The 12,259-nt window shown below is 69.3% G+C and carries 9 protein-coding genes; 5 read left to right on the top strand and 4 right to left on the bottom strand.

Going from position 1 to position 12,259, the window contains the following annotated elements:
- Window positions 1-92 precede the first annotated feature (92 nt).
- From argH to AC1Q7H_RS01820, 3 genes are all read right to left on the bottom strand, one after another.
- A complete protein-coding gene (gene argH / locus AC1Q7H_RS01830) occupies window positions 93-1,505 on the bottom strand; it encodes an argininosuccinate lyase (RefSeq protein WP_492380906.1) in 1,413 nt (470 codons plus the stop codon).
- Window positions 1,506-1,638: 133 nt separating this feature from the next.
- The gene (locus AC1Q7H_RS01825) at window positions 1,639-2,391 is read right to left on the bottom strand and encodes an anti-sigma factor (protein ID WP_492380905.1); all 753 of its coding nucleotides are present in this window, start codon (window positions 2,389-2,391) and stop codon (window positions 1,639-1,641) included.
- Window positions 2,388-2,984, bottom strand: coding sequence for a sigma-70 family RNA polymerase sigma factor (locus AC1Q7H_RS01820; protein WP_492380964.1), 597 nt, complete (start codon window positions 2,982-2,984; stop codon window positions 2,388-2,390). The genes AC1Q7H_RS01825 and AC1Q7H_RS01820 overlap by 4 nt, the downstream gene beginning before the upstream one ends.
- Window positions 2,985-3,144: 160 nt before the next feature.
- Between AC1Q7H_RS01820 and AC1Q7H_RS01815 the strand changes: the two genes are divergently transcribed.
- Entirely contained in the window at window positions 3,145-3,771 is a 627-nt protein-coding gene (locus AC1Q7H_RS01815; RefSeq protein WP_492380904.1) for a ferritin-like domain-containing protein, read from the top strand.
- A gap of 102 nt (window positions 3,772-3,873) precedes the next feature.
- Here the strand turns inward: AC1Q7H_RS01815 and ppc are convergent, their stop codons facing one another.
- Window positions 3,874-6,912 (bottom strand): phosphoenolpyruvate carboxylase, encoded by a 3,039-nt coding sequence (gene ppc, locus AC1Q7H_RS01810; RefSeq protein WP_492380903.1) that lies wholly within the window; start codon window positions 6,910-6,912, stop codon window positions 3,874-3,876.
- Window positions 6,913-6,989: 77 nt separating this feature from the next.
- On the opposite strand from ppc, the gene hemC reads away from it, so the two are divergent.
- The 4 genes from hemC (at window position 6,990) to AC1Q7H_RS01790 (ending at window position 12,214) form a co-directional block, all read left to right on the top strand.
- On the top strand, window positions 6,990-8,003 hold the full coding sequence (hemC, locus tag AC1Q7H_RS01805; RefSeq protein WP_153955898.1) for a hydroxymethylbilane synthase: 1,014 nt from the start codon (window positions 6,990-6,992) through the stop codon (window positions 8,001-8,003).
- 9 nt (window positions 8,004-8,012) lie between these two features.
- Complete coding sequence (hemDX, locus tag AC1Q7H_RS01800; RefSeq protein ID WP_492380902.1) at window positions 8,013-10,160, top strand: fused uroporphyrinogen-III synthase HemD/membrane protein HemX; 2,148 nt, start codon at window positions 8,013-8,015, stop codon at window positions 10,158-10,160.
- Between the two features lie 4 nt (window positions 10,161-10,164).
- Window positions 10,165-11,355, top strand: coding sequence for a heme biosynthesis protein HemY (locus AC1Q7H_RS01795; protein WP_013957755.1), 1,191 nt, complete (start codon window positions 10,165-10,167; stop codon window positions 11,353-11,355).
- A gap of 151 nt (window positions 11,356-11,506) precedes the next feature.
- Window positions 11,507-12,214 (top strand): pseudouridine synthase, encoded by a 708-nt coding sequence (locus AC1Q7H_RS01790; protein WP_492380901.1) that lies wholly within the window; start codon window positions 11,507-11,509, stop codon window positions 12,212-12,214.
- Window positions 12,215-12,259 lie beyond the last annotated feature (45 nt).

The raw sequence follows: 12,259 nt of genomic DNA, 5'->3' as shown, positions 1-12,259 counted from the left end.
TGGGGAACATCAACAAAAAAAGCCACCGGGCTCGCGCCGCGGTGGCTTCTTCTTGCGTAAAACTTACGTGAAACTTACAGCACGGCCCGGTATTACAGCGCCGCGCGTGCGGCCGCGATGGCGGCGCGTACTTGCGCCGGCGCCGTGCCGCCGATATGGTCGCGCGCGGCGACCGAGCCTTCCAGCGTCAGCACCGAGTGCACGTCTTCGCCGATCAGCGCGGCCTTGTCGCCCAGGCCCGAGACCTCGCGCAGCTCGGCCACGGTCAGGTCGGCCAGGTCGCACTGGCGGCTGTCGCAGGCGCGCACCGCGTGGGCCACGGCTTCGTGGGCGTCGCGGAAGGGCAGGCCCTTCTTGACCAGGTAGTCGGCCAGGTCGGTGGCGGTGGCGTAGCCCTGCAGCGCGGCGGCGCGCATCGCTTCGGGCTTGACGGTGATGCCCGGCACCATGTCGGCGAAGATGCGCAGCGTGTCCACGACGGTATCGACCGTGTCGAACAGCGGCTCCTTGTCTTCCTGGTTGTCCTTGTTGTACGCCAGCGGCTGGCCCTTCATCAGCGTCAGCAGGCCGATCAGGTGGCCGTTGACGCGGCCGGTCTTGCCACGCGCCAGTTCGGGCACGTCCGGGTTCTTCTTCTGCGGCATGATCGAGCTGCCGGTGCAGAAGCGGTCGGCGATGTCGATAAAGCCCACGCGCGGGCTCATCCACAGCACCAGCTCCTCCGAGAAGCGCGACACATGCGTCATCACCAGCGCGGCGGCTGCGCAGAATTCAATGGCGAAGTCGCGGTCCGACACGGCGTCGAGCGAGTTGCGGCACACGCCGTCAAAGCCCAGCTGCTGCGCCACGAACTCACGATCGATCGGATAGCTGGTGCCGGCCAGCGCGGCCGCGCCCAGCGGCAGGCGGTTGACGCGCTTGCGGCAGTCGGCCATGCGCTCGGCGTCGCGCGTGAACATCTCGTTGTAGGCCAGCAGGTGGTGACCGAAGGTCACCGGCTGCGCCACCTGCAGGTGGGTGAAGCCGGGCAGGATGGTGTCGGCATTCTGTTCGGCCAGGTCCAGCAGCGCGGCGCGCAGCGCGCCCAGCAGCACGATGATGTTGTCGATCTCGCTTCGCAGCCACAGGCGGATGTCGGTGGCGACCTGGTCATTGCGCGAGCGGCCGGTGTGCAGGCGCTTGCCGGCATCGCCCACCAGCGCGGTCAGGCGCGCCTCGATGTTCAGGTGGACGTCTTCCAGGTCCAGCTTCCACTCGAAGCCGCCGGCCTCGATTTCGGCCTTGATTTGCGCCATGCCGCGCTCGATCTCGGCGCGGTCGGCCTCGGCGATGATACCCTGCTTTGCCAGCATGGCCGCATGGGCCAGCGAGCCCTGGATGTCGAACAGGGCCAAGCGCTTGTCGAAGAACACCGAGGCGGTGTAGCGCTTCACCAGGTCGGACATCGGTTCGGAGAAGCGGGCGGACCAGGCTTCGCCTTTCTTGGCAAGTTGGGAGGTGGACATGGACGTCGGCTGCAGTGGCTCGCGCGGGCAGGCGCCGGCGTATGGACGGCGGCGGGCGCGAGAAATTGGGAAACGGCGATTATATCGCCCGCCGGCCCGCTGGCGGCGCTGGCCGGCACGGCAGCGCCGATCATCAGAGCCGGCTGTGGATCACCGGCCCCTTGAACACCACCGGGCCGCTTGGCCCATCGGCATTGGGCGAGCCGCCCGGCGGCTCGATGCTGACCGCCAGCGCGGGCACCGCCGCGGGCAACCGCGCCAGCGCCAGCCGGGCTTCGGGTGCTCGGCCGATCACGCCCAGCGACTGCGGCTTGCTGCCCGCAGGCAGCGCCCACAGCTGCAATACCTGCTGGTCGCTCAGGGCCAGGTGATCCAGGCGGCGCACGATCAGGCTGCGTGCGCCGGCATCCCACGACACCAGCATCGCAGGCTGGGCACGGTCGTCGTTCAGCACGGCGACGACCTCGGCCGGCGCCGTCTGATCCTGCCGGGCAAGCTGGATGCCGATGCCGACGGCCAGCACCGCCACCATGGCCATTGCCGCCGCGGCGCCACGCCAGAAGACCGGGGCCGACCACAGGCGCTGCCACCAGCCGTCCGCGGGACGGGTGTCACGGGCCGAGCGCATCGGCCGACTGGCAGGATCAGCCACCTTCCAGCCGAGGCGATCCTCGATCCCGCACCACACCTTGTCGACCGGCTCGGCGGCCGCCTGCAACTCAGCCACGCCCGCGAGCCGCGCCTGCCAGCGGTGGATCGCGGCGCGCACCGCGGGCTCTTCGCGCGCGAGTTGTTCCAGGCGGCGCCGTGCGCCGCCGCGCAGCACCCCCAGCGCGTACTGCGCGGCGATGCGGTCGAGCAGGTCGGGATGGCTGGCCAGCTTCATGCCGCGCCCTCCATGCAGCTGCGCAGTCGTTCCAGGCCGCGCCGGATCCAGGACTTGACCGTCCCCAGCGGCGTGCGCAGCCGGGCGGCCAGCTCGGCGTGGCTCAGGTCCTGCAGGTAGGCCAGCATGATGGCCTGGCGCTGCGGCTGCTCGAGGCGCTGCAGGCAGCGGTTGAGCGCGCGTGCCTGCTGGCTGGCATCGGCCAGTTCCGCGGGGCCGGCCGCGTCGTCGGCCAGCCATTCGCCCAGGTCTTCGTCAAGCTCGACCGTCTGCCCGACGCGTGCCGCGGTTGCCCGGCGCAGGCAGTCCAGCGCGCGGTTGCGCACGATCGCGGTCATCCAGGTCATCGGCGCGGCCAGGTGCGGCCGGTAGTCGCCGGCGTGGTGCCAGATGCTGACAAAGCTTTCCTGCACGACATCCTCCGCCCAATCGCGCCTGCCAGTGATACGCAGCGCAAGGCCAAACAGTTTCGTCGCGGTGAGGTCATAGAGGCCGCGCAGCGCCTGCCGCTCGCCGATGGCCACGGCCTGGAGCAGGGCCGCAAGGCGCTCGGCGCCGGGCGGCGCGGCGTAGGTTTCGGTGGAAGGGGACACCGGAGAAGTGGGCACCGGGGCGTCTCGCGAAAGGGTGTTGCCGGATTATAGGCACGACCTTGCATCCGATTGGCTCCGGCGTGCGTATCAGGTGGCAGGCGCACGATGGCGGCCCCGGGCTGCGGGCCGCGGCGCCGTTGATCCCACACAGGAGAACACCATGGAACGCATGCGCACGACTGCCGCCACGGCAGATCCGACCGATTCCCGTGACCGCATTGTGACCGCGCCCGATGCGCGCCGCCGCGGGCTGCTCAAGGCGCCGGGGCTGTTCGCACTGGGCTCGCTGGCCGTCATCAGCCTTGGCGAGTCCATGCCGGCCTGGGCGCAGACCCAGTCGGGCAGCACCAGGGACGATATCAATATCCTGAACACCGCGCTGGGGCTGGAATACCAGGCGATCGCCGCCTACCAGGTCGGCGCGGAAAGCGGCCTGCTGCAAAAGCCGGTGCTTGCCACCGCGGTCAAGTTCCAGGACCACCACAAGGCGCACGCGCAGGTGCTGGCCGGGACAGTGTCGAAACTGGGCGGCACGCCGGTGGTGGCGAAGAAGGCGTCGGAATACACCTTCCCGACTGAAAAGCTGAAGACCCAGGCCGATGTGCTGCGCTTTGCAGCGGGGCTGGAGAAGGGCGCCACCGCCGCCTACCTGGGCGTGCTGCCGAACTTCTACAACCGCGAACTGACCCGTGCCGCCGGCAGCATCCTCGGGGACGAGGCGATGCACTGGGCGGTGCTGCTGCACGCGCTGGGTGAAGATCCGGTGCCGGGGGCGTTTGTGGGGTGAGGGGTCAGACTGGCGCCATTTGAAAAAGCTGTCGCCCGATGTGGACGCGCCCCTCTCCCGCACGCGGGAGAGGGGCGCAAATCGGCAGCACTCTGACGCCAATCAGCCCGTATTGCGCAGGCCCGCCGCGACCCCGTTGATGGTCAGGTGGATGCCGCGCCGCACCCGGATGTCATCGCCATCCTTGCCCGAGCGGAAGCGCTTGAGCAGCTCGACCTGCAAGTGGTTCAGCGGGTCGAGGTAGGCAAAGCGGTTCTTGATCGAGCGCGCCAACAGCGGGTTGTCCGCCAGCCGTTCCTGGTGGCCGGTGACCAGTGTCAGCATCTCGCAGGTCAGGTGCCATTCCTTGCTGATGCGGTTGAACACGGTGCGGCGCAGGGCCGCGTCGTCGCACAGCTGGGCGTAGCGCGAGGCCACGGCCAGGTCGGTCTTGGCCAGCACCATGTCCATGTTGGACAGCAGCGTCGAGAAGAACGGCCAGGTCTTGACCATGCGGCGCAGCGTGGTCACGGCCAGCTTGCGCGCCTTGTCGTCCGGGGCAGTGTCCAGCAGCGACTTGACCGCGCTGCCGAAGCCGTACCAGCCCGGCAGCAGCAGCCGGCACTGGCCCCACGAGAAGCCCCACGGGATTGCGCGCAGGTCTTCGATGCGGCGGTTCTTCTTGTCCATCAGCTTGCGCGAGGCCGGGCGCGAACCCAGGTTCAGGTCGGCGATCTCGGTGATCGGCGTGGTGGCGAAGAAGTAGTCCTTGAAGCCCGGGGTCTCGTAGACCAGGTCGCGATAGGCGGTGAAGGCGCGGTCCGACAATTGCTGCATGACGGCCTCGAAGGTGTCCAGCTCCCTGGGCGCATTCTGCTGCGGCAGCAGCGAGGCTTCCAGCGTGGCCGCGACCACCGTCTCCAGGTTGCGCCGGCCGATCTCGGCGTTGGCGAACTTGCTGTTGATGATTTCGCCCTGCTCGGTCAGCCGGATCTGGCCGTTCACCGTGCCCGGCGGCTGCGACAGGATGGCCTGGTAGGTCGGGCCGCCGCCGCGGCCGACGGTGCCGCCGCGGCCGTGGAACAGGCGCAGCTTGACCTGGCGCTGCTCGAACAGCTGCACCAGCGCCAGCTCGGCCTTGTACAGCTCCCAGGTGGAGGTCAGGAAGCCGCCGTCCTTGTTCGAGTCCGAGTAGCCCAGCATCACTTCCTGCTCGACGCCATGGTGCGCGATCACCGAATCGAAGCCCGGCAGGTCCAGCAGCGATTGCATGATGCCGGCGGCGTTGCGCAAGTCCTCGATGGTCTCGAACAGCGGGATCACCATCAGCTCCATGCGCGCCGGGTCGGTCTTGCTGCCCAGCGTGCCCTGCAGCATGCCGGATTCCTTCTGCAGCAGCATCACTTCGACCAGGTCCGACAGCGTCTCGGTATGCGAGATGATGTAGTTGCGCGCAATGCGCTTGCCATAGCGCGCACGCAGCTCGCGCGCGGCGGCGAAGATCGCCAGTTCCTTGCGGGTCTGCTCAGAGTACTCATGCCACGGCAGCGTCAGCAGGCGCGGCTGGCGCAGCTCGGCCAGTAGCAGTTCCAGCTTGCGCGCCTCGGGCAGGGCGGCGTAGTCGGGGGCGATGCCGGCGGCGGCGAACAGCTCGGCGATGACCGCCTCGTGCACGTCCGAGACCTGGCGCATGTCGACCGATGCCAGGTGGAAGCCGAACACGCCGATGGCGCGCGCCAGCGCGTCGATGCGGCCATTGGCCAGCGCCTGGCCATGGTTGGCGCGCAGCGAGTCGACCACCACCTGCACGTCGGCGGCAAAGGCCTCGGCACTGTCATAGGGCTCGGCCGGCGCCACCGGGCGGCGCGGCACGGCGTGGCCGGTCAGCGCCTTGCTGGTTGCGGCCAGGCGCGCGTAGATGCCGATCAGCGCACGGCGGTAGGGCTCGTCGGCGCGATGCTCGGAGTGGTCGGGCGAGCACTCGGCCAGCGCCAGCAGTTCCGGGCTGGCGTCGACCATCAGCGTGGACATCGACAGCTCCGCGCCCAGCGCATGGACTTCGTCCAGGTACCAGTCGATGATCATCTGCCCCTGCTGGCTGGCGGCGTGCTCCAGCGTCTCGGCGGTGACGTTGGGATTGCCGTCGCGGTCGCCGCCGATCCAGGAGCCCATCTGCAGGAACGGCGCCAGCGGCGCCGGCTGTGCGCCGGGGGTGCCCTTGCGCTTGCGCGTGGCCGGGAACACCGCGGCGATGTCTTCTTCCAGTTCGCTCATCAGCTGCGGAATGCCGCGCAGGAAGCAGGTGCGGTAGTACGACAGCGCATTTTCGATTTCGTCGGCCACCGTCAGGCGCGAATCGCGCAGCATGCGGGTCTGCCACAGCGTGGTGACCTTGGCGCGCAGCTGCGCGGTGTTGTGCTCGCGCTCGCGCGCGGTCATGGGCAGGTCGCGCTCGGCCAGCAGGCGGGCGATCTCGCGCTCGGCGTCGAGAATACTCTTGCGCTGGACTTCGGTCGGGTGCGCGGTCAGCACCGGCACGATCAGGGCCTCGTCCAGGAACTTGCGCAGCTGCTTGCCGGTCACGCCGGCGGCGTCGATCGCCTCCAGCGCGTGGGCCAGGCTGCCCGCCTGCGGCGGCGAGCCGGCCAGCGCGTGCACGCGGCGGCGGCGGTTGTGGTGCTGGTCCTCGGCGATATTGGCCAGGTGCGAGAAATAGCTGAACGCGCGCACGACCTGGTTGGTCTGGTCGCGCGACAGGCGCTTGAGCAGGCGGTCCAGCTCCGCGCCGGCGGCGCGGTCGTTCTCGCGGCGGAAGCGCACCGCGGTCTGGCGGATGGTTTCGACCACCTCGAAGGCTGCGTCGCCTTCCTGTTCGCGCAGGCATTCGCCCAGCAGGCGGCCCAGGAAGCGGATGTCCTCGCGCAGCGGCACGTCCTTGTCGGCGGTGCGGCGGGCGGTGGGGGCGATGGCGGTTCCGTTGCTCGACACGATGGAAAGCTTGGGCTTGGGGGAACGTTTGGTCCCGCTGCTGGTGGCGGGGCGTTTCGATTCGGTGGTGGATGCGCCGTTTGCGTCACCTTGGCCGGCGCCGAGGGCAGGGCTTTGGTCTTTCGCAGCCGGGGCGGTCCGCCGGCCGTTGGGGCGCGCAGCATGCTGCGTCATGCAATCTCCTCGTTCTGCTTCTCTAAGCTTATCTATTGGTGCGGAGGGGCTATTGGGGCGCGTGCTACCATTGGCGCATGTCGTCTGCCACCCTGTCTTCCTCTACCGCTGTCGTGTCTCGCAATCTTCCGCAAAAGCTCGTCATTGCCTCCCGAGAGAGCCGTCTGGCCCTGTGGCAGGCAGAACATGTGCGTGCTGCGTTGCAACAATACTATCCCGCGTGCGACGTGTCCATTCTTGGCATGACGACGCGCGGAGACCAGATTCTAGACCGTACGCTGTCCAAAGTCGGCGGCAAGGGTTTGTTTGTCAAAGAACTGGAGTTCGCGATGGACGAAGGCCGGGCGGACCTGGCGGTGCATTCGCTCAAGGATGTGCCGATGGAGTTGCCCGAAGGCTTCGCCCTGACCGCGGTGATGGAACGCGAGGATCCGCGCGACGCGCTGGTGTCTTCCGCCTACGCGTCGCTGGACGAGATGCCGGCCGGCACCGTGGTCGGCACCTCCAGCCTGCGCCGTGAAGCCGCGCTGCGCAGTCGCTACCCGCAACTGGTGATCAAGCCGCTGCGCGGGAACCTGGACACGCGGCTGGGCAAGCTGGATCGCGGCGAATACGGCGCCATCATCCTGGCCGCCGCCGGCCTCAAGCGCCTGGGCCTGGGCGAGCGCATCCGCGCGCTGATCCCGATCGAGGTGTCGCTGCCGGCCGCAGGCCAGGGCGCCCTCGGCATCGAGATCCCGGCGAACCGCCCTGAACTGGCGCAATGGCTGGCAACCCTGAACCACCAGCCGACGGCGCTGGCCGTGACCGCCGAGCGCGCCGTGTCGCGCATGCTGGGCGGCTCGTGCCAGGTGCCGCTGGCCGCCCATGCGCGCTGGGAAGGCGATCAGCTGAAGCTGGACGCCTTTGTCGCCTTGCCGGATGGCACGCGCGCCATCCGCGCAGCCGCGTCCGGACCGGCTGCTGACCTGGCCGCCGCCGAAGCGCTGGGCCAGGCCTGCGCGCGCGACCTGCTGGCGCAGGGTGCCGAAGCCATCCTTGCGGCACTGGCCGATTCTGGCGATCCCGCCGGCTCCCAAGCTCCTGCCTGAGGCTGCCCCATGCCCAGCCCGACCGTCGTTGTCACACGACCCGCCGGGCAGTCCCGGCAACTGACCGAGGCGCTGCAGGCCGCGGGCCTGGACGTACTCAGCTTTCCCTTGCTGGCCATCGGCCCGGCCGCTGACGACGCGCCGCTGCGCGCGGCACTGGCGCGGCTGGACACCTTTGCGCTGGTGGTCTTTGTCAGTCCCAATGCCATTACCTACGCGCTCGACGCGCTGGCCGGCGTGCAGGGCGCGCCCGTGGCCCAATGGCCGGCGCAGGTGCCGGTGGCGGTGGTCGGGCCGGCCAGCGTCGCCGCTCTGGCCGAGCGCGGCATCGCACCGCCCGCGTGCAGGGTGATCGCGCCCGCGGGCGCTGCCGCGAACGGGCAGGGCGCCGATGACGCCGCGCCGGAGGCCGAAGCGCTGCGCTTTGACTCCGAGGCCCTGTGGGCCCGGCTCGATCCCGCCGCGCTGGCGGGCAAGCCGGTCCTGATCATCCGCGGCAACGGCGGGCGCGACTGGCTGGGCGACCGCCTGCGCGAGGCCGGTGCCCAGGTCGAGGCCGTCGAGGCCTACCAGCGCACGATGCCCGAACCCAGCGCCATGCAGTGGCAGGCCGTGCGCGACAACCTGCGTCCCGGCGCGGCGCCGCACGCGTGGCTCATAACCAGTTCTGAAGCGGTGCGCAACCTTGACGCGCTGGCACGCCAGCATCTGTCGCCTGAGGAAGACGCTGCCCTGCGGCAGGTGCAGTGCATCGCGCCGCATGCGAGAATCGCCGAACAGGCGCTGGCGCTGGGTTTCCCCCATGTCCTGCGCGCCGCCCCGGGCGATGCCGGCCTGCTTGCGGCGTGCCTGCAGTGGGCCGATGCCCATGCCGGTCCGGCGCCGGCAAGCATGGCCAGCGCGGCAATCGAAGCCAGCCCGCCCAGCGCCAAAGCCGAAGCGCCGCCGGCACCCGTGCCGGACGCAGCAGTTCCCGCAACGTCAACGAAGGTCGAACGCGTGACGCAAGAAACCACGTCCTCCTCCGCTACGCCGCCGCCCACGACGGCCTCCGCAACATCGGCGCAAGCCGCGCCCGCGCCGGGCCCCGCTACCCCCGCTGCTCCCAGTGCAGCCTCACGGCGGTCCGCTGCGTTGTGGGCGCTGGTCGCCGTGCTGGTGGTGGCAACGGCTGGCGGTTTCTGGTGGCTACAGCAGCGCGTTGACCACCTGACCGGAGAGCTGGCGCGCCGCCAGCAAAGCAACGATGCGCTGGTGCAGGAGTCGCGCGTGCTGACCCGCAACGCGCAGGACACGGTCAAGGAACTGCAGGCCAAGGTCGGTGCGCTGGAGAACCAGGTCAGCGAGACCCGCGACAAGCAGGTGGCGCTGGAACAGGTCTACCAGGACCTGATGCGCAACCGCGACGACTGGGAAATCGCCGAGATCCAGCAGCTGCTGACCAGTGCCGGCCAGCAATTGCAGCTGACCGGCAACGTGCAGGTGGCGCTGGCCGCGCTGCAAAGCGCCGACGCCCGCCTGGCGCGCGCCGACAAGCCGCAATACAACCTGCTGCGCCGCGCGATCGCGCGCGACGTTGCGCGCATGAAGGCGGTGCCCGACACCGACCTGACCGGCGCCGCAATCAAGCTGGACGAGGCCATCAACCAGGTCGACGCACTGCCGCTGCTGTCCAGCGAACGCATGCTGGAGCGCAGCGAGGCCGACGCCCGCAAGGGTGCCGCCGCCAACGGTGCCAGCGCACCGGCCGCCGCCAACGGTGCCAGCGCACCGGCCGCCGCCAACGGCGCGGGCCCGGGCTGGTTCACGCGCCTGTGGGACTACCTGCGCGAGGAACTGGCGCAGGTGGTCCGCATCCGCAAGGTCGACGACGCCGAGGCGCTGCTGCTGTCTGGCGACCAGGGCTGGTTCCTGCGCGAGAACGTCAAGCTGCGCCTGCTCAATGCGCGCCTGGCATTGCTGTCGCGCAACGAACCCGTGTTCCGCAATGACCTGGCCGCCGCGCAGGCGATGATCAGCCGCTATTTCGATACCAAGTCGCGCCGGGTGCAGGGGGTGCTGACGCTGCTGCGGCAGGCGCAGGCGGGGGCGGTCACGGTGCAGCTGCCGACCATGTCCGAAAGCCTGGGCGCGCTGCATGCCCTGAAGAAGGAGTAAGCCCATGCGCCTTCTGTTCTGGGTTGCGGTCCTGTTTGGCGGCGCCGTCGGGCTGGCCCTGTTCACGCAGTTCAACCACAGCAATGTGGTGCTGTTCTATCCGCCGTACCGCGTCGAGTTGTCGCTGAACCTGGCGCTGGCCTTGCTGCTGCTGCTGTTCTTCGTGGTGTGGACGGTGATGTCCACCGTCCGCCATCTGGCCGACATGCCGCGCCGCGCCGCCGCCTACCGCGAGCGCAGCCGCATGAGCAAGGCACAGGCGGCGCTGCGCGAGTCGATCGAAAATCTGTTTGCCGGCCGCTTCGCCCGCGCCGAGCGCGCCGCGCGCGAGGCGCAGTCCTGGGACGACCAGGCCCAGACCGCCGCGCTGATCGGCGCCCGCGCCGCGCACCGGATGCAGGAAACCGAGCGGCGCGACGCCTGGATGTCGCAGGTCACCGACCCCGAGCGCGAGCAGGCACGGCTGGTGTCGATGGCCGAGTTGCTGGTCGATGCCCGTGACGCCGACGGCGCGCTGGAAACCATCGCCCAGCTGCAATCGCAGGGCGCGCGCCAGATTCACGTGCAGCGCATCGCGTTACGTGCGCACCAGCACCTGAAGAATTGGACCGAGGTGCTGCGCCTGGCGCGCTCGCTGGAAAAGCGCAACGCGCTGCATCCGGTGCTGGCGCTGCGGCTCAAGCAGATGGCCGTCGAAGCCATGCTGGACGAGCGCCGTCACGACGCCGACGCGCTGTCTGAGTTCTGGCGCTCGCTGTCCGCCGACGAGCGCCGCGCCACCCGCATCGCCGAACCCGCGGCGCGTTACTTCGCAGCGCTGGGCCGGCAGAACGAGGCCCGCCGCATCATCGAAGACGCGCTCAAGGTCAACTGGGACAGCCGCCTGGTGCTGCGCTATGCCGATTGCGCAGTTCCCGGCCACGCGCTGCCGCAGATCCAGCAGGCCGAGAAATGGCTGGCGGCGCATCCCGCCGACGCCGACCTCTACTACACGCTGGGCGTGCTGTGCCTGGGCGAGAAGCTGTGGGGCAAGGCCCAGTCCAGCTTCGAGCGCGCGCTCAAATACGCCGAGCCCGACCAGCAGCGCCGCCTGCGCGTGCGCACGCACCTGGCGCTGGCGCGGCTCTTCGAGGAAACCGAGCGCTTCGACGACGCGCAGCGGCATTATCGCGAGAGCGCGATGCTGGCGGCGTGAGGATTTCAGGCTGCACGTGAACTAACCGATCGTGTGCTCCCTCTCTCCCGCAAGCGGGAGTGGGGCGCACCGACCGCAGGCAAACTGCGGCAGCAATCCGGACTGCCACACAGCATCCGCGTCACCATCCATCCCTATCACCATCCATTACATGACACTCGACCGCATCCTCCAATCCCAGGGCTTTGGCACGCGCCGGTACTGCGGCGACCTGATCGCCGCCGGGCTGGTCGAAGTCAACGGCGAACTGTGCGAAAACCCGCGCGCGCAGTTTGAAGTCGACGGCCTGCGGCTCACCGTCGACGGCGAGGAATGGCTGGCCTGCACCAAGGCCTACCTGATGCTGAACAAGCCCACCGGCTACGAGTGCTCGCAGCGTCCGCGCCATCATCCCAGCGTCTACAACCTGCTGCCGGTGCCGCTGCGCCAGCGCGAGGTGCAGGCCGTGGGGCGGCTGGACCACGACACCACCGGGTTGCTGCTGCTGACCGACGATGGCCAGTTCATCCACGCCCAGACCTCGCCCAAGCGCAAGGTACCCAAGATCTATGAAGTGACGACTGCCGAGCCGGTCACGCCGGAACAGGCCGAAGCGCTGTGCAGTGGCGTGCAGCTGCTCGACGAACCGGCACCGATCGCGGCAGAAGCGTGTGAGATCACCGGCGAACGCAGTCTGCGGCTGACCCTGGTGCAAGGCAAGTACCATCAGGTCAAGCGCATGGTGGCGGCGGCCGGCAACCATGTCAGCGCGCTGCATCGCAGCGCCATTGGCGGCCTGCAGCTTGATCCGGCCCTGGCCGAAGGCGGGTGGCGCTGGCTGACGGCGCAAGAGCTGGCGGCGCTGACCGGCAAGGATTGAGCCAAACGACAGTTCCAGAGCGTGGCGGGGCGCTCATTGCTGCAC

The organism is Cupriavidus sp. GW823-FHT06D04 (assembly GCF_058795055.1).
Note: the sequence above shows the minus strand (reverse complement) of the source record. Positions and strands in the feature narration are given on the sequence as shown.

What these genes read in the sequence shown, in the direction of transcription:
- argH (WP_492380906.1), bottom strand. Translation starts at nt 1,505, where the DNA reads ATGTCCACCTCCCAACTTGCCAAGAAAGGCGAAGCCTGGTCCGCCCGC.
- AC1Q7H_RS01825 (WP_492380905.1), bottom strand. Translation starts at nt 2,391, where the DNA reads ATGAAGCTGGCCAGCCATCCCGACCTGCTCGACCGCATCGCCGCGCAG.
- AC1Q7H_RS01815 (WP_492380904.1), top strand. Translation starts at nt 3,145, where the DNA reads ATGGAACGCATGCGCACGACTGCCGCCACGGCAGATCCGACCGATTCC.
- ppc (WP_492380903.1), bottom strand. Translation starts at nt 6,912, where the DNA reads ATGACGCAGCATGCTGCGCGCCCCAACGGCCGGCGGACCGCCCCGGCT.
- hemC (WP_153955898.1), top strand. Translation starts at nt 6,990, where the DNA reads ATGTCGTCTGCCACCCTGTCTTCCTCTACCGCTGTCGTGTCTCGCAAT.
- hemDX (WP_492380902.1), top strand. Translation starts at nt 8,013, where the DNA reads ATGCCCAGCCCGACCGTCGTTGTCACACGACCCGCCGGGCAGTCCCGG.
- AC1Q7H_RS01795 (WP_013957755.1), top strand. Translation starts at nt 10,165, where the DNA reads ATGCGCCTTCTGTTCTGGGTTGCGGTCCTGTTTGGCGGCGCCGTCGGG.
- AC1Q7H_RS01790 (WP_492380901.1), top strand. Translation starts at nt 11,507, where the DNA reads ATGACACTCGACCGCATCCTCCAATCCCAGGGCTTTGGCACGCGCCGG.